The organism is Paenibacillus sp. S33, from assembly GCF_053615415.1.
This window is the reverse complement of the sequence record NZ_JBSIEZ010000001.1, coordinates 1,410,292-1,433,596: the sequence shown is the minus strand read 5'-3', so window position 1 is coordinate 1,433,596 and position 23,305 is coordinate 1,410,292. Positions and strand designations below refer to the sequence as shown.

19 protein-coding genes, 1 pseudogene and 1 other annotated feature are annotated in these 23,305 nt (G+C 43.7%); of the genes and pseudogenes, 7 read left to right on the top strand and 13 right to left on the bottom strand.

The window, feature by feature from the left end; all coding sequences use genetic code 11:
* Positions 1-441: 441 nt before the first annotated feature.
* Positions 442-1,665, top strand: a complete 1,224-nt coding sequence (locus ACWGXJ_RS06665; protein ID WP_029516322.1) for a quaternary amine ABC transporter ATP-binding protein — start codon at positions 442-444, stop codon at positions 1,663-1,665.
* Positions 1,640-4,237 carry a glycine betaine ABC transporter substrate-binding protein gene (locus ACWGXJ_RS06660; RefSeq protein ID WP_452566436.1) on the top strand — a complete coding sequence of 866 codons (2,598 nt, stop codon included), beginning with the start codon at positions 1,640-1,642 and terminating at the stop codon, positions 4,235-4,237. Before ACWGXJ_RS06665 ends, ACWGXJ_RS06660 begins: the two co-directional genes overlap by 26 nt.
* Positions 4,238-4,333: 96 nt before the next feature.
* Here the strand turns inward: ACWGXJ_RS06660 and ACWGXJ_RS06655 are convergent, their stop codons facing one another.
* The 6 genes from ACWGXJ_RS06655 to ACWGXJ_RS06630 form a co-directional block, all read right to left on the bottom strand.
* Complete coding sequence (locus tag ACWGXJ_RS06655; RefSeq protein WP_254351548.1) at positions 4,334-5,557, bottom strand: ABC transporter permease; 1,224 nt, start codon at positions 5,555-5,557, stop codon at positions 4,334-4,336.
* Between the two features lies 1 nt (position 5,558).
* Positions 5,559-6,923 (bottom strand): HlyD family secretion protein, encoded by a 1,365-nt coding sequence (locus ACWGXJ_RS06650; protein WP_235307717.1) that lies wholly within the window; start codon positions 6,921-6,923, stop codon positions 5,559-5,561.
* 23 nt (positions 6,924-6,946) lie between these two features.
* A complete protein-coding gene (locus ACWGXJ_RS06645; RefSeq protein ID WP_025721531.1) occupies positions 6,947-7,531 on the bottom strand; it encodes a TetR/AcrR family transcriptional regulator in 585 nt (194 codons plus the stop codon).
* Between the two features lie 257 nt (positions 7,532-7,788).
* On the bottom strand, positions 7,789-9,153 hold the full coding sequence (locus ACWGXJ_RS06640; RefSeq protein WP_452566435.1) for an ABC transporter substrate-binding protein: 1,365 nt from the start codon (positions 9,151-9,153) through the stop codon (positions 7,789-7,791).
* Positions 9,154-9,277: 124 nt separating this feature from the next.
* The gene (locus tag ACWGXJ_RS06635) at positions 9,278-10,099 is read right to left on the bottom strand and encodes a carbohydrate ABC transporter permease (protein WP_452566434.1); all 822 of its coding nucleotides are present in this window, start codon (positions 10,097-10,099) and stop codon (positions 9,278-9,280) included.
* Positions 10,096-11,064: a carbohydrate ABC transporter permease gene (locus tag ACWGXJ_RS06630; protein ID WP_452566433.1), complete on the bottom strand. Its 969-nt coding sequence runs from the start codon at positions 11,062-11,064 to the stop codon at positions 10,096-10,098. Before ACWGXJ_RS06630 ends, ACWGXJ_RS06635 begins: the two co-directional genes overlap by 4 nt.
* A gap of 192 nt (positions 11,065-11,256) precedes the next feature.
* Here ACWGXJ_RS06630 and ACWGXJ_RS06625 point away from each other — a divergent pair, with 192 nt between their 5' ends.
* Positions 11,257-11,577 (top strand): hypothetical protein, encoded by a 321-nt coding sequence (locus ACWGXJ_RS06625; protein WP_452566432.1) that lies wholly within the window; start codon positions 11,257-11,259, stop codon positions 11,575-11,577.
* Between the two features lie 113 nt (positions 11,578-11,690).
* Here the strand turns inward: ACWGXJ_RS06625 and ACWGXJ_RS06620 are convergent, their stop codons facing one another.
* Complete coding sequence (locus ACWGXJ_RS06620; protein WP_103048873.1) at positions 11,691-12,065, bottom strand: PH domain-containing protein; 375 nt, start codon at positions 12,063-12,065, stop codon at positions 11,691-11,693.
* Positions 12,066-12,436: 371 nt separating this feature from the next.
* On the opposite strand from ACWGXJ_RS06620, the gene ACWGXJ_RS06615 reads away from it, so the two are divergent.
* Positions 12,437-13,225, top strand: coding sequence for a polysaccharide deacetylase family protein (locus ACWGXJ_RS06615; RefSeq protein ID WP_061829598.1), 789 nt, complete (start codon positions 12,437-12,439; stop codon positions 13,223-13,225).
* 203 nt (positions 13,226-13,428) lie between these two features.
* Here the strand turns inward: ACWGXJ_RS06615 and ACWGXJ_RS06610 are convergent, their stop codons facing one another.
* From ACWGXJ_RS06610 to ACWGXJ_RS06600, 3 genes are all read right to left on the bottom strand, one after another.
* Entirely contained in the window at positions 13,429-14,757 is a 1,329-nt protein-coding gene (locus ACWGXJ_RS06610) for a prolyl oligopeptidase family serine peptidase (RefSeq protein WP_452566431.1), read from the bottom strand.
* Between the two features lie 100 nt (positions 14,758-14,857).
* Positions 14,858-15,739, bottom strand: coding sequence for an AraC family transcriptional regulator (locus tag ACWGXJ_RS06605; protein WP_452566430.1), 882 nt, complete (start codon positions 15,737-15,739; stop codon positions 14,858-14,860).
* Positions 15,740-16,474: 735 nt separating this feature from the next.
* On the bottom strand, positions 16,475-17,419 hold the full coding sequence (locus ACWGXJ_RS06600; protein ID WP_452566429.1) for an MBL fold metallo-hydrolase: 945 nt from the start codon (positions 17,417-17,419) through the stop codon (positions 16,475-16,477).
* A gap of 193 nt (positions 17,420-17,612) precedes the next feature.
* Between ACWGXJ_RS06600 and ACWGXJ_RS06595 the strand changes: the two genes are divergently transcribed.
* The gene (locus tag ACWGXJ_RS06595; protein WP_254326524.1) at positions 17,613-18,020 is read left to right on the top strand and encodes a MerR family transcriptional regulator; all 408 of its coding nucleotides are present in this window, start codon (positions 17,613-17,615) and stop codon (positions 18,018-18,020) included.
* Positions 18,021-18,192: 172 nt separating this feature from the next.
* Here ACWGXJ_RS06595 and ACWGXJ_RS06590 read toward each other — a convergent pair whose 3' ends face one another.
* Positions 18,193-18,420, bottom strand: a complete 228-nt coding sequence (locus ACWGXJ_RS06590; protein ID WP_452566428.1) for a hypothetical protein — start codon at positions 18,418-18,420, stop codon at positions 18,193-18,195.
* 728 nt (positions 18,421-19,148) lie between these two features.
* Between ACWGXJ_RS06590 and ACWGXJ_RS06585 the strand changes: the two genes are divergently transcribed.
* Together ACWGXJ_RS06585 and ACWGXJ_RS06580 are read left to right on the top strand one after the other, a co-directional pair.
* Positions 19,149-19,544, top strand: coding sequence for a hypothetical protein (locus tag ACWGXJ_RS06585; RefSeq protein WP_452566427.1), 396 nt, complete (start codon positions 19,149-19,151; stop codon positions 19,542-19,544).
* A 345-nt stretch (positions 19,545-19,889) separates the two neighbouring features.
* Positions 19,890-20,149, top strand: a binding site (T-box leader).
* A gap of 124 nt (positions 20,150-20,273) precedes the next feature.
* Positions 20,274-20,732 (top strand): DUF5662 family protein, encoded by a 459-nt coding sequence (locus ACWGXJ_RS06580; protein WP_250267713.1) that lies wholly within the window; start codon positions 20,274-20,276, stop codon positions 20,730-20,732.
* Between the two features lie 313 nt (positions 20,733-21,045).
* Here ACWGXJ_RS06580 and ACWGXJ_RS06575 read toward each other — a convergent pair.
* A pseudogene (locus ACWGXJ_RS06575) lies at positions 21,046-21,459 on the bottom strand (transcriptional regulator); the annotation flags it as partial.
* A gap of 175 nt (positions 21,460-21,634) precedes the next feature.
* The gene (gene groL, locus ACWGXJ_RS06570) at positions 21,635-23,263 is read right to left on the bottom strand and encodes a chaperonin GroEL (RefSeq protein WP_013369880.1); all 1,629 of its coding nucleotides are present in this window, start codon (positions 23,261-23,263) and stop codon (positions 21,635-21,637) included.
* Between the last annotated feature and the right edge of the window lie 42 nt (positions 23,264-23,305).

Sequence of the window (23,305 nt, the reverse complement as noted above, 5' to 3'; positions counted from 1 at the left end):
CGCAATGTATGAAATCTTTCAATTAATAAATGAAATGTTTCAAAAACAAAGCTTCTGTCTATATTACAACAGCATGGATCGTTCAAAATCATAATTCGCAAAATTGCTAATGATAGTAAACTTTTAAAATTATGGATATACATAAATCTTTTTCTTATGGTTATATTTCATTGTCTATTTTAAAAAAAGCACTATCGGTTGTAAAGTTCCGAATGTTTGAGCATTCTAAAGAACGAAGGAGCATATCAGAGGAAACTTTGTACAGTTTTTTCTGTACGTACTTTATGAACAGTTTTTTTGTTTGAAATGTAAGCAATGCTTCTGTTACAATTAATTTTGTCATTAACCGTTCAGGATGTTCAGAATTATGATTTTTATACTCAATCCTTAATGCAACAAGGGGTTAATACCAAGCAAAGTATAGAAAGAAGAGGTGTATGTATGACGATTTTGGAAGTCAAAAATGTCAGCAAACTCTTTGGTCCTCACGCAGAGCAAGGTGTTCCGCTCCTGGAGCAAGGCTGGGGCAAGGAAAAGTTGGCCAAAGAAAAACAGATTACTGTTGGTGTCAATAAGGCCAACATGGAAATTAAGCAAGGTGAAATTTTCGTAATTATGGGGCTATCGGGCAGTGGCAAGTCCACTTTGGTGCGAATGCTAAATCGCTTGATTGAGCCTACCTCCGGTGAAATTCTGGTCCACGGCAAAGATCTCCGTAAGATGAACAAAGAACAACTTCGCGAAGTTCGTCGTAAAACCATCAGCATGGTTTTTCAAAAATTCGCCCTGTTCCCACATCGGACTGTATTAGAAAATGTAGAATATGGTCTTGAAATTCAAAAGGTAGAAAAAGCACAGCGTCAGGAAAAGGCGCAACAAGCGCTGGAACTGGTTGGTCTTAAAAACTGGGGCGATAAAATGCCCGATGAATTGAGTGGCGGTATGCAGCAGCGTGTCGGCCTGGCACGGGCGCTGGCTAATGACCCTGAAGTGCTCCTGATGGATGAAGCGTTCAGTGCATTGGACCCTCTCATTCGCCGTGACATGCAGGATGAGCTGTTGGAGCTTCAAGATAAAATGAAGAAAACAATTGTGTTTATCACCCATGATCTGGATGAAGCGTTGCGGATTGGTGACCGGATTGCCTTGATGCGAGACGGTGCGGTCGTACAAATCGGTACACCGGAAGAAATTATGATCCAACCGGCTAACTCTTATGTAGCCCGCTTCGTCGAGGATGTGGATCTGTCCAAGGTATTGACGGCTGCTCATGTCATGCTTCGTCCAGAAACCATCACCATGGATCGTGGTCCGCGTGTGGCTCTGGAATTGATGCGGGAGCGTGGGATTTCCAATTTGTTCGTCATTGACCGTACTAAAAAGCTACTGGGTGTTATTAACGCCGAGGATGCTGTTCATGCACTGCGCAATAATTTGAAAATTGAAGATATTTTGATTACTGACGGACCGCAGGTTGCTGCCGAGACTGTCATTAATGATTTGTTTGAAATTACAAGCTCGTCCAAGGTGCCGCTGGCTGTGGTCGATGACAAGCAAAAGCTGCTGGGCGTTATCGTCCGTGGAGCATTGCTTGGCGCACTTGGTGGAGATGTTACCACTACAAAGGAGGTGAATGCCCATGATACCGAAACTGCCAATCGCTGAGTGGATTCAATCCATTGTCGACTGGATGGGTATTCATCTGGCTGGATTGTTTAATGTTATTTCTTCTATTATAGAAGCTGTAGTAGGCTTTTTCTCAGGCCTGTTCATGCTTCCGCATCCTCTGGTGTTCATCGTGATCATCGGGATTATCGCTTTTATGATCGGGCGGGTTCAGCTTACGCTGTTTACTGTCATCGGCTTCCTGCTGATTGATAATCTCGGCTATTGGAGTGAAACAATGAATACGCTCGGACTGGTCATCACGTCTGCACTCGTATCCATTGTTATCGGGATTCCCATCGGGATCTGGTGTGCATACAGTAAATCCGCATCCCGCATTATCACGCCTTTACTTGATTTTATGCAGACGATGCCTGCGTTCGTGTACTTGCTCCCAGCGGTTACCTTTTTCAGTCTGGGTGTTGTACCTGGTGTTATCGCATCTGTTATCTTTGCTATCCCCCCAACCATTCGCATGACTAACTTGGGGATTATGCAAGTATCAGGTGAGCTCATCGAAGCCTCAGATGCTTTCGGTTCAACCTCTGCGCAAAAGCTGTTCAAAGTTCAGCTTCCACTGGCATTGCCTACCTTAATGGCTGGTATTAACCAGACGATTATGCTGTCACTATCCATGGTTGTTATTGCTTCCATGATCGGTGCAGAAGGCATCGGTGCTGTTGTATACCGTGCTGTGACACAGCTGCAAATCGGTAAAGGTTTTGAAGCCGGCTTAGCTGTTGTCGTTCTGGCTATTGTGCTTGACCGTTTTACGCAAAACCTGTTTAAACCTACGCAAAAAGGCAAAAGCCGCGTATCCAGCAAGCAAAAAGTATGGATTACTTCTGCAGTTACAGCTGTCATTTTGATCGCTGGTGCTTCCCAATATTTTGTTGATACAGATCATTCCGCATCTGGCAAAGGTAACGCTGCTGCCAACCCGGTTGGCGAAGAAGTCGGTTACAAAATTATCGGTATTGATGCCGGGGCAGGCATTATGAAATCGACTGCCAAAGCAATTCAAGACTACAATTTGTCTGATTGGAAGCTGGTTGAAGGTTCCGGTGCAGCTATGACGGCCACACTGGACAAAGCCATTAAAGCGAAAAAACCGATCATTATTACGGGTTGGACTCCTCACTGGATGTTCAACAAGTATGATCTCAAATATTTGGAAGACCCTAAGAAGTCTTATGGTGAAGCCGAGGGGATTCATACGATTGCCCGTAAAGGCTTGCAACAGGATGCTCCTATCGCTTATGAGTTTCTAAAACGTTTCAAATGGACACCGGAAGATATGGGTGAAATGATGGTTGCCATTCAAGCCGGAACCAGTCCTGAACGAGCTGCCCAGGATTGGGCGGAGAAACATGCCGATAAGGTTCAGGAATGGACTAAAGGACTGCAACCTGTCAATGGCGACACGTTCAAGCTGAGTTATGTCGCTTGGGATTCCGAAATTGCCAGTACGAATTTGCTAAGTTATATTTTGGAGAACAAACTAGGTTACAAAGTAACCGCACTTCAAGTGGAAGCAGGTCCTATGTGGACGGGTGTCGCTAGTGGTGATGTAGATGCTTCACCGGCTGCATGGCTGCCGTTAACACATGCGGATTACTGGGCTAAATACAAGGATAAGCTCGACGATCTTGGGGCTAATATGAGCGGTGTTAAAACCGGATTGGTCGTTCCAGCTTACATGGATGTTAAATCGATTATTGATTTGCAGGATAACGGAGCCGAAGCGGCTCCGGCTTCCGCCACAACCGAGGACTTTGGCAAAGAGGTCGGTTACCGCATTGTCGGTACCGACCCTGGCGCCGGACTAATGAAGCTGACCGCTAAAGCTATTAATGACTATGGCTTATCCGACTGGAAGCTGCTTGAAAGCTCTGGAGCTGCTATGACCGCTACACTGGATAAAGCTATCAAAGCCAAGCAGCCTATCGTCGTAACAGGTTGGACTCCTCACTGGATGTTTAACAAATATGATTTGAAATACTTGAAAGATCCTAAAAAAGCGTACGGTGATAAGGAAGAAATTCATACAATCGCCCGCAAAGGTTTAAAGCAGGATGCTCCTGTGGCTTATGAATTTCTAAGCCGCTTTAAGTGGACTGCTGAAGATATGGGTGAAGTGATGATCGCGATTCAGGACGGTATTGCCCCACAGCAGGCTGCCAAGAACTGGGCTGATAAACATCCTGACAAGGTACAGGCATGGATCAAGGGCCTACAGCCCGTCAACGGTGATCCTTTGAAGCTGAGCTACGCTGCTTGGGATTCTGAAATTGCCAGTACGAACGTATTGAAATATGTATTGGAACAAAAATTGGGCTATAAAGTAACAGCCCTGCAAGTGGAAATCGGCCCGATGTGGACTGGCGTGGCCGGCGGAAGTGTAGATGCTACTGCTGCCGCTTGGCTTCCATTGACGCATGCTGATTATTGGGCTCAATACAAGGATAAGGTGGATGACATCGGAACCAGCATGACTGGCGTTATGTCCGGGCTTGTCGTTCCATCCTATGTGCCGATTGATTCTATCGAGGATCTTAAGGCGCCGCAATAATATTTTTTCCGTTTTTAAACCATACGAATAAGTAAAAGGCAGATCAGGGTTTACTCCTGATCTGCCTTTTTATGATATCCATATTTAAAGTTGCTCTCAGCCTTTTAGCGTGAATCCTTCTTGAGCGGGCACATCGGCATGCTGCCCTGTCGTCTGGTGCTGTCTAAAGAATAACGGATAGATCACAAAGGACACCAGCAGACTCACACAACCAATGACGCCTAGAGCGATCATATCTTTAAAGATGTAGGTGATATCCAGTCCTTTGAGCGTGATGTTCCGTACAGCATCCAGGTAATACGTCAGTGGCAATATTTCAGCAAGCCCCCGCAAGAAGCCGGGCATTGCCTCTAATGGCCACGTATAGCCTGACAGCATAAAGGAAGGAACAGCAATCAGCATCAGCGTTTGGGTCGCATCCACTCTGGTCTTGGAAAAGAGACTGAATAAGAAGCCTAATCCGCACAAGGCAAAGTTAAAGACCAGCGACACCAAAATTAACGGCAGTACCTGTCCCCTAAACGGAATATCAAAGCATAAAGCACTGATACTGAATACAGTCAGCACATTGAAAGCTCCCGCTGCATAATACGGTGCCAGTTTGGCAATAGCCAAACGCCAAGGGGTATTTCTCCATGCACCAAATCTTCCCCAAGTCCCTGCTTCCTTATCACGCGTGCAGGACAACGCGATACCAAGCAGCAAACACTGCTGGAGAGCCGCAGAGATAACCCCTAGTGGCATGAAAAGCTTATAATCATATACCGGGTTAAATAGCACTCTGGATCGGAACGGGATGGTAGTCAGCGTCGACGCGGCCTGATCGGCGTTCATTCCCTTTTGTTTCATGGAATTGACCGATACTCCAGCGCTCACGCTGCTAATGACCTGATTCGCAATCCGACTGGCACTATTGGAATACATCATATTACTGCCGTCAATCAGCGTGAGCACGGGTGGGTTCTCCCCATGCTTAAGCCGAGTCGTAAAGTTGTCGGGAATGACGATTCCGACCTTAGCTTCCCCGGTCTCTACCTGACGGACAGCATCTTCCTGATTGGTCGCTTGCCGTGTAACGGCAAATGAGTCGGTCGAATCGAACGCCTGAATGATCTGGCGACTGAGCTGTGAATTATCTCCATCGTACACTGTGACAGGCATCTCGGTAATCCGCTGATGTGAATATAGGAAGCCGAATAGTATCGTATACACAATCGGCGTAATCAGCAGAATAGCCATAAAGCGGCGGTCCCGGAAGATGCTCAGCCATTCCTCGCGAAACACATCGCGGATACGAAGTCTTTCCTGTGAATCCTGCATATTACTGCGCCCCTTTGCCTGTAAACAGGACCGTGGAGCCTGTTGGAACCGAAGCAGCAAGGTCCGGCAATGCTACTTTAACACCGAAGGAACGGACATCCTTGTCACCGGAGCTTTGGCTCGGTTTTTGAATGGCAAAGTCAGCAGCCGATTCTAACAGAATGACTTTACCCTTCAGCTCCTTACCGCCAGACAGCAATTTAATTTGGACAGTATCCCCTGCTTGAAGGCCATTCAGAGACGTTTCAGGTACATAGAATTTAGCCCAACGTTGTGTCGAAGTTTCAATGGTATAGACCGGGAATCCTGCGCTAGCCATTTCACCTAAGCTAAGCGACTTGGATTTTACGATTCCATCTTCGGCCGCATATAGCGTCGTGTAGCTCAAATAGGTCTGAGCCTCTTGAAGCGCGGCTTCCGCTTGGGCTACCTGAGCATTGGCACCTGCAACCGCAGATTGAGCCTGCTCAACTGTGGATTGCGCCGCCTTCACAGCAGATTGCGCTTGCTCTACTGAAGCCTGAGCAGCTTTGACATCTTCCTGTTGCACAGCAACTTTGCCCGCTCCTGCCTGTGCTTCCTTCACCGCAGCCAAGGCTTGACGGTATTGAGCTTCAGCCGCCGTAATTTCCTCCTTGCGGCTTCCCTCCCGTGCCATATCCAATTTTTGCGACTCTGCATTATACTTGGCCACTGCCTGTTGATGTTCCAATGTCGCTTGATCCAAAGATGCCTGGGTTGCTGCTCCGGCTTCTTGAAGCTTTTTGGCACGCTCCAGATTTTTAACGGTCAGGTCCAGCGTTTCCTTGGCTATCTTCACAGATACTTGCAATTGCTCAAGCTCCTGCGGTCTTGCCCCGCTCTTGAGCGCATCCAGTTTTGCCTTGGCGGCGTTCGCAGCCGCTTTGGCCTGTTCGATCTGGCTGGAGGATGCCTCAGCGGTCACACTGACCGATGTCGTACCTTGGCTCTTCTTGGCCTGAGCGGCGCTCACAGTAGCCTGTGCCTGACCTACGCCTGCTTGAGCCTGCAACACACTGGCTTTTGCTTTGGATACATTACTCTTAGCTGCCAGCAACGCCGCCTGTGCCTGCTTCACCTTATCTTCCAACTCGCGACTTTCCAGATGGGCTAACACCTGCCCCTTTTTAACCTGATCGCCTTCTTTGACGAGCATCTGGTCAATCCGTCCTGCCATTTTAAAGCTGGCATTGAGGGTATCCGACTCCACATAAGCCGTAGGTATGGAAGAAGACTGATCCGCAGACAAGCTGCTCCCACCCCGTGGGAAAGCAGTCAAGGCATAAATTCCTACCGCGATTAAAATAATAAGTACGACGTAAATCGTATATTTTTTAGCTTTCATGTTTTCATCACTCCATCTGTCTATTAATGTTGCATGCCCAATGCATTACACACAAATACTTCGATACTTTCTCGAACCTCTTGCAGATTCATCGTTTCGCCCCAAACCATGGACCGCATCGGAGCGAAAATGTAAATCCCAAATAAGCAATTGGCTGTTGTTTTGGCATCCAGCTTACTTGAAATTTTCCCATATAACTTACCGGAATCGATCTCCGCCTCCATAAAATCAAAATAGTCTGCCAGCACCTGCCTAATATTAAAATGCTGTTCCTGTGAGACCCATCCCTTGCTAACCAGTAAACGGCAAAAATCCGGCTCTCTCCCAATGAACTCAATATGTACTTGGATCAGCTTGCGAACCCTCAATTCTACCTGATCCATAGGAACCTGAGCCATCGCTTCATGGATATCCTGCACAAATCGCTCCATCCCCATCTTCAAAATGTAAATGTACAATTCTTGCTTGTTTTTAAAATTGTAGTACAGGGTTCCTTTGGCTATGCCACAAACCTTAGCAATTTCTTCCATGTTTGTTTCGTTAAATCCTCGTTCGGAAAAAGCTTTAAGTGCGCCGTTAAAAATAATTTCCTTCGTTTGCTGTTTCATGCTTCCTCCTTTTTTGAACTGACCGTCCAGTACAAAAATTATGTATTTATTATAAGCCCATCTTTAGTTACCCAGCAATAGGAAAAATGAAAATAATTCATTTTAGACCTTTCGTCTAAACGCTTATTCTAAAAAAATAAAAATGCAAAAACGGATCGAATAAGTGAGGGGGTCACTCATTCGATCCGCTATGTCATAAAATCGGGTGATAAGGGGGCCATTCTACAGATTATCAACCGATTTTAAGGGAAGGCCGACTATTTTTTCACCGTTTGATTGTATTGCGCAATTTTGCCTGTAATTTCTTGTGCAGCTTGATCCAATGCCTGTTTTGGCTGTTGCTGGCCACTCAGAACGGCCTCGATTGCACCTTCGACGATTTGGCGCGCTTCTGGGAATACGCCCATCACTGCGCCCTGTGTAGCGGTGGATTGTGCCGATGCGTGCAATTGGTCAACCGCCGTCTGGAATTGCGGATATTTTACCATATTGTCTTTGAGTACCTTCTCGTCATAGGCTGCTTTCGTGATCGGGAAGTACCCGGTATTTACACTCCATTGTGCCTGTACAGCTGGGGAAGCGACGAATTTAATGAACTCCCACGCTGCCTTCTGTTGGGCTTCAGGCTTGTTGTTCATAATGTACAAACTCGCGCCGCCTACAACCACGCCGCCTTCTTTAGCTTCATTGGCTCTTGGCAGGAATCCTGTGCCTACTTCAAATTTATCGCCAACCTGCTCCACAATATTACGCAGCGAAGCGGTGGAATCCAGCGTCATCGCAATTTGTCCTGCGGAAAAAGCCTTTGCCGTATCGTCCGAGTTACGTCCCAGATTGGATACAACCTTTTCATCGACCATTTTCTTCCACCACGTCAGCGTTTTTACACCGGCATCCGAATTCAGCATGGATTCCGTTGCCGCTTGGTCACGACCATTGCCATTATTCACATAATCCGCGTTCTGATTGGCAAACAGTTGCTCCATAAACCAGCCGTAGATGGCAATGGAAGCACCGGATTTACCATCCTTGCTCAAGGCTTTTGCAGCCTTTTCGAACTCATCATACGTTTTCGGAGGATTAGCTGGGTCAAGTCCTGCGGCTTTGAATGCATCCTTGTTATAGTATAGTATCGGGTTTGACGTATTGAACGGCATAGCGTTTAATTTACCATCAATCGTGTAGTAACGTGTAATATTTGGCTCTAACTGCGACAGATCGAACTTGTCTGCATCAATAAATTGTTGTACAGGTGTGATCATTTTGGAGTCGATCATGAATTTACTACCGATTTCGTATACTTGAATGATGTCCGGTCCGCTGTTGGAACCAAGCGACGCCTTCAGCTTGTTCAAGCTATCATCATATTTGCCTTGATATACTGGCTCTACCTGAATGTCCTTATGACTGGCGTTAAAATCAGCAGCGATCTGCTTGATTGCTTTTTCACCGTTACCGGACATCGAATGCCACCAAGTCAGCTTCACTGGAGAAGTCGCTGCTGCCCCTTCACTACCATTACTCGGCTTCTCTGCAGCAGTATTATTGCTACAACCTGCTGCAACCACCATGGCAGTCAGAATAAGCAGGATCAATGTACTTTTCAGACGAAAAAATCTCATAATCTCTCTTCTCTCCCTTTGATTAAATGATCTTGAATTGGCATTCTCTTGCGATATTCTTGTGTGTTGAAGCTCTGTATATGGGCTGCTTGCGCAGGTGTTGCTTTTCATTTGAAATATGTGATCAGCCTTTAAGCGCACCCGCTGCCATTCCACGTACCAACTGCTTTAGTCCAAAGATCAGCAGGAGCAGAGACGGTAAAATGACAAGGGCCGTACCCGCAAACACCAGATTCCATGAAGTCGATTCCTGAAATTCGAGCATGGATATTCCGATCTGTACCGTACGCATATTCTCACTATTGGTGATCAGTAAAGGCCAGAGATACGAATTGTACATATTCAGGAACGAATACACAGCCAGTGTTCCAAGCGCAGGGCGCGATAATGGAAGCACATGGAACACAAAGTAACGGATATGTCCGCACCCATCCATACGAGCCGCCTCAAACAGTTCCTTGGGAAGCTGGAGAAAAAATTGCCTTAATAGGAATGTTCCGAATGCCGTCGCCAGAAAAGGAACCGTCAATCCTTGATATGTATCAAGCCAGTTCCAGCTTCGTACCGTCAGGTAGTTTGGAATAATGGTCACTTCCCAAGGGATCATCATCGTCGCTACAAACATGCTGAAGATGAAGTTTTTTCCCTTGAATTCCATTTTGGCAAAGGCGTAGGCCGCCAAGCTGGCTGTAATCAACTGCCCAATCATCGTCAGACCCGAAATGAGAAATGTATTTCCAATAAAGGCTGCAATCGGAACAATTTCAAACACTTCAGTGAAATTTGCCATATGAAAAGAATGTGGAAGAAAGCTTGGTGGATAAGAGCTTGCTTCCTCCGGCGACATGACTGCCATAAAAAACGTATATATAACCGGATACAAAATGAGAGCAGCTGCAATCGTAAGCAGTACATACAACAATGTTGAATTCAGGTGTCGTTTCATTGGTAATGCACCTTTCTTTCCACCCATTTGAACTGAATCATCGTGAGCAGCAGAATGACGGCAAACAAGACAATCGCCTGCGCGCTCCCCGTTCCAAACCGGAAATTAACGAAAGCTTCCTGATAGATGGAATACACGAATACATTCGTACTGTTCACCGGACCGCCTTTGGTCAAAATGTTAATTTGAGCAAAAGACTGGAAGGCTCCAATGATGGAAACTACTGTTACAAAAAAGATCGTCGGTGATAACAGTGGCAAGGAGATACGCCAGAACGTGACGAGCGGGCCAGCTCCGTCCATTTTGGCACTTTCATACATGTCATCTGGAATCCCTTGAAGTCCGCTCGATAAGATAATGTAATTGAAGCCAAGATTCATCCAGATGGTCATCATGGCTACTGAGAACAGCGCCCAATCCGGGCTGGTCAGCCACGGAACCGGATTAATATGTAGCAGGGAAAGCACATAGTTGAACATCCCCAGTGTCGGATGAAAAAGAAATTTCCAAATGACCGCAGATGAACCGACCGACAACACCATCGGCAGCGAAAAGGCAAACTGGAAGATACGCATTCCCCGCAATTTACTGTGTGTAAGTGCAGCCAGTACCAGCGCCAATAAAATACCTACTGGTACTGTTAACAGTGCAAACAGGAGTGTGACCTTAATTCCTTGTAGAAACAGTCCCGAGCTGAAAAGTGTAGTAAAATTATCTAACCCCACATAAGCTGCAACGTTTCCTGCGGGATCTGTAGAATGCAAGCTGAGATATACGGACTTGATCATCGGGTAAAACATAAATACAGCAAACAAAATAAGCGATGGAGCCAAAAAGGTATACGCCAGCGCGTTTTCGCGCAATCTTTGAATTTTTAGCGAACCCGTGCGTATGCGGGGTTTAGACGAAGCCTGTTGCTGACTCCTCCTCGTCCCTAGTCCCATAGATTTGTTAAGCTCACCCAAAACGGAGCGCCCCTTTCTTTTCAAACCAACCTCAGTAAGTGTATCGTTTTGATGTAAAGGGAACGTCAAGTGGACTGGAGTAAAATGTTAATGTTTTTTCATTTTGTAAAAGCAACTCTCTATAGGTATAAGCACAAGGACATAGACTCCTACATATAATGCATCATTACAGGGTATGGAGGTTAGAGGCGAATGCCATACAACACCGTCAGTCCGCAAACGTTATATCAAGCTAGACCGGAATTACAGGCGGAACTCAAAAATATCCGCGATCATTTGCATTATCAATTAAGCCCCTACATGAATCACACGGTTAGGGTGCAAACGATGGATCATCAAGTATATGAAGGAACGATTATACACATCGATGCGCATCATTTGTATTTAAGAGTTCCTCAGCAATATCACTCACCCTTCTCAGGCACCACCACCCCTGATCGCTCCTATGCCTACAACAATGTCATTCTGCCGTTGGTGTTATATAATTTATTGGTTATAACTCTGTTGAGCTGACGCTCGATCCACATCTCTCTCTAATTAAAAGACAAAAAAACCTCCAAATTTGTAAGGAGCCTTCTTGGCACATTACGAAGTTGGAGGTTTTAGTTATTTGTTTTTCATAATCATTAGTTCTCACAAGAGATACCTGCTTCTTGCTCTAGTACAGCTATAAACCTTTCTATACAATCTCCACTCGGCAGGTGGGTGAACACCTCGTTCACACCCTGATTGATCAGCGTGATGTTCCCCCTAGAATCCGACAAATCCTTATCCAGCTTAGCCAGTGAAATATGGTGATAATTGATGAACTTGACCCAAGGAGTACCCATAGTGCAGGAATAAAAGATGATTCGTTGGGATGTCACTGCCAGCATTCCATGATGCGATATCTTCTGGGAGCTCTGTTGCAAATCATACGTACACCCCATACATGATCGGATGTGTTCGCCCGCTTCTAACGTCAGACTAATAGCTCGCAACTCTTTTTCATTTGTTTGCATCCCGTCTCATCTCCTGTTCGAAGTTCAGGAACGAGTCGCAGCTCCTTGACCTCAGATCAGCTTTTGCGGCTTGTCCTGTCGACCTCTTCATTTTTCGTCAGATTAAGACTCTCACGAACTGGACAATGACCTACCTCAACTGCACATTGAAACCAAGGATGGATATGTACAACTTAACATGGGTACAGGATGTTATCAACAAGCAAGCTATCACTCTTTTTCAGCATAACTTTGTAATCTACGCATTGCTGAAGAAGCAATTAGATCTAATTTTAAGTGATTGGAATGGATGAATTTCAGAAACGAGGAATGGTATACGCTTCTTCTTGGCAAGCTAATGTGAGAATACGTTAGAACGGAGAAGAAGCCTTATGAAATATAACCGTTTGCTGTGCGCTGGAATTGCTGTTTCTTTACTGTGTATCAGCTCTTGTCCCACTCCATCTACCAATGCACAAGCCCCATCATACGCCTCCCCTACTCCTACAAAGGGAAGGGCCTATTACGAAGAACGGGGCGACATTGTGTGGGAAGTTCCTACCCATCGTAAGCTTATCGCTCTCACATTCGATGACGGACCGGACAAAAGCAATACGCCTGCCATTTTGGATTTGCTTAAAGAGTACAATGCTAAAGCGACCTTTTTTGTCGTCGGCAGCCGTGTAGAAAAGCTTCCTGATATTGTGAAACGAGAACGAGCAGAAGGGCATGAAGTAGGCAATCATACCTTTTATCATTCATCTTTTCAGTATATTTCCCGTAACAAAGCTCTATCAGAATTGGATCAAGGCCAAGCGAGCATCGTTCAAGCAACTGGTGCGGGAACCCATCTTTTTAGGCCCCCCGGCGGCTCCTATACCGATTCGTTAGTCAAGCTCTCCAAAGAGAAGGGACTGAAAATTATTTTATGGTCCTGGCATCAGGACACCTTGGATTGGCGAAAACCAGGCATACACCGTATCGCTAATAGGGTGCTTCGCAACGCCCGTAATGGCGACATTGTCCTGATGCACGATTATGTACATCAAAGTACACAAACCGTCGAAGCCCTGAAAATCATTTTACCGGAGCTCAAGAAGAAAGGGTTTACCTTCGTCACGGTATCCGAATTACTCTCTAATCGGGAGAAACCGGATGGGCTCATTGAAGTGAATAAGTAAAAGAGAGCAATAAAACTCCGTCAATTATTTGTTGACGGAGTTTTATACATGAGGATTTTGCGAAAACCCAATAAGGAACTGATAATTCTCCGAGCGATAACGTGTTGTTAACGAATGACTCAGAGAATGTACGGTAAGGCTGGCTTGAACTTTAAAGAAGCCTATTACATCATATTGCTATTTCCATTTGCTAGCTGTACCTTTCAGTCCAACGTTTTGGAGGCTAGCCATTGCATCATCGTTATTTTCTTTCCGTTAATCACCTTCGATACTTCGTTGTTATAAACGTAAATCCAAGACCAGTGGCCATTGTATTCATACGGTGTTTGGTCCTTCTTTTTGTACAAACCAGAGGTATCTACTACGCTATCAAATAACGACATATGAACATCCTTTGCTCCAGCATTCACTAAACGGTTGTAGGTCGGAACCGTATAATCGTTCGGCGGTACTACGGTGTCGGTTTTGGCAGCCACAAACCAGATCGGCAGGTCCTTCATTTCGTTAATCTGTTCATCGGTTATAAGGCTATCCTTCAAGGCTTCACATGCAACCACAGCGGCTGCAAAATAGTCTTTATAATCACGGATCATCAGCATAGTCATATAACCGCCGTTGGAGTCTCCTCCAATGTAAATTCGATTTGTATCAATGTCTTTGTTCTTGGCCACGTACTCCTTAATTAAGGACATCAATGCTTGCTCGTATTTGGAGGTCCCGTCTCCGAAGCCTGTAAAACCATCCATCCAGTAGGTTGGAGTCTGAGGTGCCAGCACATAAGCCCCTTCAAAATAGGATTGAATATCTTTAGATGCAAAATTCGCTGCATTATTTCCGGAAATCGGAATCGTCGGATCTGTACCTCCCTCACCCATACCATGCAGCCAGATCACCAAGGGGTTTTTCACTTTGTCTTTTGACGGTGCATAGTCCGCATAGGTTAAAGTAATCCCGTCAAAAGTAGCTTTGCCGGTTGCAAATTGATCAACTAGCTTCCGTATCTGACCTGCGGAAGTATCAATTTTCAAGCCGGAAATCGTTCCTGATGTGGTTTTAAAAGCTTTTTGCTGCGTGATTGTGTATTTGTTATCATTCCATGCGTTAAACCCGGAACCTGCCGCATCATAATGAATAGCTGAGCTTAGTGTTAAGGCTGGGCCGACTTCCATTTCTAATACAACGTAGCTTCCGGTTTTATTTACAGGGTTGCCACTTTTGTCCGATACATAGGCCTTGGTGACTTTCCGGTTGCCACTCTCAATAAAGGGATTTACCAGCCTATTGTCGCTTCTTCCCACATGCACCTTAAATGTATCCTTTGTTATCGCATCTTTAGGTACTGGCTTACCCAGGTTAACAATGATCTTTGTAATGGCTGCTCCCCAATCCTTAACCTCCGCAACCGTCCGGTACGAGGTGGGCTGTATCTTTACATCCTTGGCCCATGCAGCGGAATTGAAAGCAAGGGTCGTACCGATAGCTAAAGTGAATAACATAGTTGTTTTAGCAGCCTTTTGAAACCGTTTAAACATGATGTCTTACCTCCCAGGTCCATTAATAAAACGCTTACATTATTTATTTTAATGATTTTTTTATTTGTATCCTGTCTTTTATTAGCCTATTTCTGGTCAATTACTGACTCCTTGCTCCAGAATACCTCTTGTTCTCTTTTCGATATTGATGCGGTGTTGCCTGATAAACCTTTTTAAATACCCTGGCAAAAGACTTCTCGTTCGGAAATCCATGCTCCAGCGCAATTTGTATGATGGAATGATCCGTATTCATGAGAACTCGAAAAGATCTCTCCAGACGGATGGCATTGATATATTGAAATAGGGTCATCCCTACATGCTTCACAAAAAAACGGGACAAATATTCGGGAGACAACCCAAAAACCTGAGCTATCGAATCCAAGGATAAACTTTGATCGTAATTCTTTTTGATATAATCGGTTATCAACATCAGCCGCTCCAAATATTTATCGGAGTTAAAGCCACGGATAGATTCATGATCCATTTTAAAATGCATTAATAACAGATACACCAGTTTATAAGATAATGACGTTAAATGGATATGCGCTAAAGGGTCATTATGCCGGTTGAGATAAGCCACAAATAAGGTGTTTAATAAGTCACGCAGCTCCGCAAAATGCAGTAATCTCTGCTCGTTAGTTTCAAAAATGGATATGCAGTCAAATGAAATCGGGTCACTGCCGTTAACATTTTCTCGAATAAATTCAGAAGGAATCAGAACGGTTATAGCCTCTCTTCCTTGTCCCTTAGCCACAGAAAAGGAATGAATAGCATTCGAATTAATGAGCACAATATCTCCTTCTTTGGAGCTATAACTCGCGCCATCAATATAGATATTATCGATTTTTCCTGAAAGCACATAGGATATTTCGATGCTGTCGTGCCAATGCCTAGGTATGTACGCTGGTTCATTGGAGGAATGAACTATAATTTTTAACGGAAAATGATTGTCTGCCTGGACCAGCTCATATTTGTATTCCAAGTTTGTCGCTCCTCTCAGATGTGAACTCATAAATAGAAGAAAATGGCTTCAGCAAAGTGCCGAAACCACTTGTATTTAACCTTCCTTTCTCTATAAACAAAAAAACCTAAGTATAACAAAATACATAAGATCCTTAGATCTTAACATTTTGTTCCTTAGGTTTTGCCTGCGTAACAGTAACAATCCTAGTGCTATTCATTTAATTAAGCTAAGTATATAGTGGGTTGAAAATCATGTCAACGCTTTCATTCAAGGCGTAATAAACGAAAAGGTCTTATAATAATTCATTCTAATTAACAACTTCCTTGCAATTGTATAATGGGGTATACAAAGTAGCAATGATATTTCTGAGAATTTAATTTTCTAAAATATCTCACCTTCTCTTGGCCGCATAGGTATGCTCTATCCCGCTCCCAACTCTCCAGAATGACGATATCTCGTAGTGTAGACTTATCCGGCCCCATAATATAGTTATTTTGCTCTAAAGCAAGCAACTAACATTTATGCTTTCTGTACACCTCCGCGTCTTTATTTCCAGATCTAACATATTACGGCAGCCTGCTGAAAAGTTGTAGACTGAACGGCGATGTTAAGCTAACGTGGCAGGTTAGCCTAACAAGCAGACTGCCAATTACGTTTGAAAATACCCAAACGTGCTGCCGGGTTGACATTCAGAACTGGCCTTGCGAATCTGCTTGCGAATCTGGTGGAGTTAAAGGGAGTGCTAGTTGTGTCTCATCTATTATTTTGAACAAGCATTGTATTGAAGAGCCAGCGAAAATTCCATCTGAAATACTGAGCTAGATGCCAATCTTCATAGCCATTTAATACACCTTCATTTAACCAGTAAGACTCTGGTTTTCCGCTCGTCGCAGCTTCAGACACATAAGCGATCGTTTTTTCTAAAAAGCGAATGACATCTAGGATTCTATCTGGAGTGGACACATCTCCATGCCCGGGAATGACAGTATCTATCTTCAGATCTCTTTGAATGCGTCTAAGGATGCGTATCCAAGCGTAGGGATTACCGTATGGCATGACCGGAATCGTCTTGTTGGTTATTAAATCACCAGCAATCAAGGTTCGTTCTTCAGGCACGTAAATAACGGCATCGCTTAAAGAATGGCCGCCTCCGTAGGATAAAACTTCGACAGTGCGTTTTGCTCCTTTTATAACTAGTTTATCGTCAAAAGTTATCGTGGGTATCACCCTACGAAGGGAAGGGACAGCATCATACAGGGCTCTCTGCACGGAAAGATCATAGCCGATTTCGGTTAACATGTGCGGATTTTTTTCTTGTGAACGTACTTGATGTAGGCTATTTATTAACTTCTGAATGTTTTGTTGCATTAGATCAATATTCACTTTACCCATTTTAGATAGCAAATCTCTTGTCCAAACGGTAGATATAAAATCACTTTCCATGAATTCCTGATTGCCGTTGACATGATCTCCATGAAAATGAGTATTGATCACATATTTAATTGGTTTATTCGTTAATTGTTCTGCGGTTTGACGTAACAAAGCACCAGAATGCGGTAGGTTGGTTGTGTCCACAACAACGGTCAAATCCCCAATGTCAATAATTGCTGCATTCCCCAGCGAACCACTACCAGGTACCGAAATAGCACCCCAGATACCTTCCGCTGCTTGTTGAATCGTGAAATATTTGTTGTTCATTGTTTATGCCTCCATCAAATTTATGTTTCATGTATATCAATTAGCAACTTTAGCTTACAAGTTAGAGTCAACTAGAAATCAAGCACAAATTTTTGAAATGAAGTTAGAGGTGCAAATATCGACTTCGAGTTGACTTAAAGATGTATAATAGTTTTAAATTTTGGTTTAGAAAAAAGGAGTGACATAAAAAACAATGCTTACTATAAGTCAAGTATCAGAAAGAACGGGGCTAACTCCTTATACGATTCGCTATTATGAAAAAATTGGAGTGCTACAGGAACCAAATCGAAGAAATGGAAGGACACGCATTTATACCGAAAGTGAGGTTTCATATATACAATGTTTAATTAGATTAAAAAAATTGGGATTGTCGCTTGAGGAGATTACGGAATTTACTCGTGACGGATGTGTACTGGATAAAATTCAACAAGGGGAAGAAGTTGCTAATTTTACTCCTGCCTTACACATACGGATAGAAATTCTGGAAAAGCATCTGGTGGAACTGGAATCCAAGCGGCAGGAACTTGAGTGCATGATTTCCCTTGCTAACGAGAAGATAGCCCTGTACCAAAAACTTACGAAAGACGATATAGTAATGTAGAAGACCTGGTTCACCACCAGCATATACGATGGCAACAGAATTGATTGAACTAACGAGAAACGTTAGTTCAATGAAATAGCGATAGTCTAGGGCTTTATTTTCCCGTCCTAGGCTACCATTGTTTCTTTTGTTGTAGTTATCAACGAACTTTTAAAAAGTAGACTCATACCAGTTACCCAGTTGAGCCCTTTACATCTACTCTAAATTCAAACTGATTCCTCATGAAAAAGGTTCCGTTAATCTTAACCGACTCCGGTGTAATATTCTCCACTGCTCCACTGTAATCCACAATATCTATCAAACCCTCGTTCAACGGCTGAACCATATATACTCTTACCTGGCTTAATGCAGCAGCAAATAGTTCTAAATCCGATTTTAACACTTTATATGTATGCTTCATGCTGATCACCTCGGTCATTCATTCGATGAATGATCTGAGAAATCCTTCAATATAATATTCCCCTGCCGACAAAACCAAACAAGCGCATAGGCTATTGCCAAATACGCTTGTTGGGCTCTACTTTTTACCATCCTTAAAAAATGAGTCAAGTCAAGTGAAGTAGTATTATCCAACAACAATTCTTTTCACGTAATTAAATCCAACACGCTTTAGTAATTATGACTAACAGGATAAAGAGCACCAAAATTGCACCCGTCGATGTGAAAGGACAAAATTGTTTGGCCTTATGCTCATGTCCACATTCACTCACATGAACTCCTCCTTTTTTTAAGTTACGGTATATAGTATGTGTCCTTAAAGAAATTGACAGGGCTAAACAGCAAATCAAAAAACATCCCACCAGCTTAGCCAGCAGGGTGTCACCGATGCTTTCGGATTGCACAACAGTGCTTCCGTATGTGTTGTTATAAGCGTAATTCATTGGGTCTATTTTGTGAATATATATAAAAATATTCCTAGGACTGATAGACTATCTTAAAATAAAACTGAGGTGAATAATCGAATGTCAATATCGTTAAAAAAAATATGTATTGCAATTTTTACAGTAATCATTTTTTTCATTCGTTCTTCCTGGCGTATATGCTCAAAAACCTTACGAAAATTACACTACTATAGGTGATTGGACGCTAGGCTCCGCCTTTTCCGATCTACAACCAAAGTTCAAAAACATGAAAATAGAAACGGAATATTATCAGATCGCATACAGTGGAAATGTTGCTTTTTTTGATAACAATCAGTACCTTCATTTCCATAAGGGAATTCTTGAATATGTAGGTGTTTACCAAAAGGGAAAAGATATCAAACGCAAGGTCGTGGTGGGTGATACAGTAAAAAAAGTTGTGGAAAAGCTAGGCAATCCATTGACTCAAATGAACGCATCCGAATCAATTTATTATTCTTATGGTACTGATTATACCGATCCTGAGTTAACGGTAGAGATCAAAAACGGAAAAGTTTTCTCCGTCCAGCTAGAAAAATTCACAGAAGGGTTCCCGGACGAAAACAGGGCAGTTCAATACTATCTGAATAAAAACAAAGATAAATTAGTTTCACAAAATGATTGAACCCCGGAGCAATCCAGGGTTTTAATATTCCGTATAGTACCTATTAGCGCTTCCTGGGGGCGTTGGCGGCGTAGTAACCTTTGGATCTCTATCCCAGTCCTCCAGGATTACAATGTGTCGCGTGTCCGTTTTGTTTTCACACAAGAGAAGATATAGTTATCCTGCTCCAAGGCTAGCAAACCCGCCTTTATGTCCTCTGTACGCCTCCCTGTCTTAATCTCCAGATCTAACATATCACGGCGGCCTGCTGAAAAGTTGTAGACTGAACGGCGACGTTAAGCTAACGGGCAGGATAGTTCCAACATTCTTGTATTTACAAACTCAATAGGTATTTGGTAAAATTACACAAATGCAATGACGAGAAGAGTAAATAAGGTTTACTTTAACAGAGAACTCTGGTAGCTGAAAAGGAGTAAAGGAGATCTTATTGAATCAAGTCTCTGAGCATCACATCGAAACTTGAACTAGTTCGGGGGATGGTGTGACAGGAGCTCCTGTTACAGAGCTAGAGTATAAGTATGTGTTGGCATGCCGTACTCGATGAGGCTAATCTGAAGACAGATTAGCGAACTGGGGTGGTACCACGACGAGATCTCGTCCCCAAGACTTCGTTCTTGGAGGTGGGATTTTTTATCTTTTTGGAGAAGTAGAAAGCCAATTAGCATTAATAATCATGGGGAGGCCTTTCAAGCAAAATGAAGGTTATTATGGAAAGGAGATATGAATCCAATGATGAAAGCTTATTTGAAATATTTCTTATACATCCTTAATCACAAATTGAATGTTCTCATTGAATGTTGGAAGGAAGGCTTGTATATTCAGGGGATTATTCATGATTGGTCGAAATTTTCACCGGCTGAGTTCTTTCCCTACGCAAAAAAATTTCACTCTGGAAAACCTTTGAATTTAGAAGATGAGTTGAATTGGAAATACGCATGGCTTCGTCACCAACGTAAAAACAAGCATCATTGGGAATATTGGGTTGTTAATCCCGACACCAAAGAGGTATTACCCATGCCGAGGAAGTATGTCGTCGAGATGGTATGTGATTGGCGCTCCTTTTCAAGGAGATGGGGGAGAAAGGTAAAAGAATCTACCCTAAACCTTACAGATAGCATAGTTGTTCATCCTGCAACGAAAAGAGAACTTGAGCTTCTAACATCCCTCAAGGGAAAGATAAACCATTGAGCTAACGGGAAACGTTAGTTCAATGAAACAACGACAGTCTAGGACTTTATTTTCCCCGTCCTCGCCTACCGTTGTTTCTTTTATTGTAGTTGGCAAAACTTTTATTTTCAATGAACTTTTAAAAAGTGGCCTTATACCAGTTCCACCTAGAAATATCCGTCTGTAAGCAGTTCTTCAACTAAAAATCCCCGCCGACCAATTAAGGTTAGCGGGGATTGCTGTACTGACGTTTAGGAACCTCCAACTTGCACAAGGATTTAGATACCAGGTACAGTCATGAAAAATAAAAAGCTACTCGCAACAATTAACAGTCCTACACCTTTTCAATTAGATTGGAGAACTCTATTTTGATTTCAGGAGTCGCATAGACTTGGAAACGCATAAACAGGCCAATACAATTTATAAAGTAAGTCTCATTATTTATTATATGTGACTTTACCATTGTAAATAACAATTGTTTAAAACAAACACTGTACCTTTCTCTGTTTAAATAATAGTAGGCCATTTCGTAACCAAACCATGCAATGTAGTCGGGTACTACTTGTTGGCTGTACATATCAGTAGATGTCGGGAGTTGAGTAACGGCATCAATGTCTTTTTTAAACCTTGAAAGTACATCATCATCAACATCCAAATTATATTGATTAGCAGCTATCATAACGTTTAACAGCTTTGAAAGTTTCTCACCTTCCATGGTATCTGCTGTTTCGGCTATGTATTCAACATATGAAAAAGGATGCTAATGAGAAAATAAGAATTCACTTTACAGATATATTGAACTTCAATTTCACGAAAGATCATCTCCCTTTGCAAGAAATGTGATTTTTTCGTGATTTAATGAAGAAAGGCTCCCTCTCGGGAGCCTTTTAAATAGCGGTATTACAGGGTTTTTGGACCCTTTGTTACATCATGCCGCCCATACCACCCATGCCGCCCATGTCAGGCATTGCAGCCTTTTCTGGTTCTGGCTTGTCAGCGATAACCGCTTCGGTAGTCAGGAACATTGCTGCTACGGAAGCAGCGTTTTGCAATGCATAACGAGTTACTTTCGCAGGGTCCACGATACCAGCTTCGATCATGTTTACCCAGTCGCCAGTAGCTGCGTTAAAGCCTACACCAACTTCTTCGCGTTTCAGACGCTCAACGATTACAGAGCCTTCTTCACCTGCGTTAGCAGCAATGGTGCGGATTGGAGCTTCCAGAGCGCGCAGCACGATGTTCACGCCTGTTTGCTCGTCGCCTTGCAGTTCAACAGCTGCAACTGCTTTGTATACGTTCAGGAGCGCTACACCACCACCGGATACGATACCTTCTTCAACCGCAGCACGGGTTGCATTCAGGGCATCTTCGATGCGCAGTTTGCGTTCTTTCAATTCTGTTTCAGTTGCCGCACCGACTTTGATGACTGCTACGCCGCCGGACAATTTAGCCAGACGCTCTTGCAGTTTCTCTTTGTCGAACTCGGAAGTGGTTTCTTCCAGTTGCGTACGGATTTGGCTAACACGAGCGTCGATGTCGGCTTTGTTTCCAGCACCGTCAACCACAATCGTATTTTCTTTAGTGATACGCACTTGACGTGCTGTACCCAGTTGGTCTACGGAAGCTGTTTTCAGGTCCAGACCCAGTTCTTCTGTAATCACTTGACCGCCTGTCAGGGCAGCGATATCTTGCAGCATTGCTTTACGACGGTCACCAAAGCCTGGAGCTTTAACAGCTACAGCGTTGAATGTACCACGCAGTTTGTTAACAACGAGCATAGCCAGTGCTTCGCCTTCGATGTCTTCAGCGATCAGAACGAGTGGCTTGCCTTGTTGTACGATTTTTTCAAGCAATGGCAGGATTTCTTGTGTATTTGTGATTTTTTTGTCTGTGATCAGGATATACGGATTGTCCAGTACAGCTTCCATTTTGTCCGTATCTGTAATCATGTACGGGGAAATGTAGCCACGGTCAAATTGCATACCTTCAACCACTTCCAGCTCTGTTGCAAAACCGCGGGATTCTTCAACAGTGATTACACCGTCTTTGCCCACTTTTTCCATAGCTTCAGCGATCAGTTCGCCTACTTCGTCATCAGCAGCGGAAATACCGGCTACTTGAGCAATGGATTGTTTGCTTTCGATTGGTTTGGAGATGGCTTGCAGTTCAGCAACAGCCGCTTTAACCGCTTTGTCGATCCCTTTACGGATACCGATTGGGCTTGCGCCAGCAGTTACGTTTTTCAGGCCTTCTGTGATGAGGGCTTGAGCCAAAACAGTAGCAGTAGTCGTACCATCACCAGCTACATCGTTCGTTTTGGTTGCTACTTCTTTAACCAGTTGAGCGCCCATGTTTTCGAACGCGTCTTCCAGCTCGATTTCTTTTGCAATCGTTACACCGTCATTGGTGATGAGCGGGCTACCGAATTTTTTCTCCAGTACAACGTTACGGCCTTTCGGTCCGAGTGTTACTTTAACAGCATTAGCCAATGCGTCAACCCCGCGCAACATAGAGCGACGAGCGTCTTCACTGAATTTAATATCTTTAGCCATTTGTGATAAACCTCCCTATGGATTATGAATGATTTGTTTCAA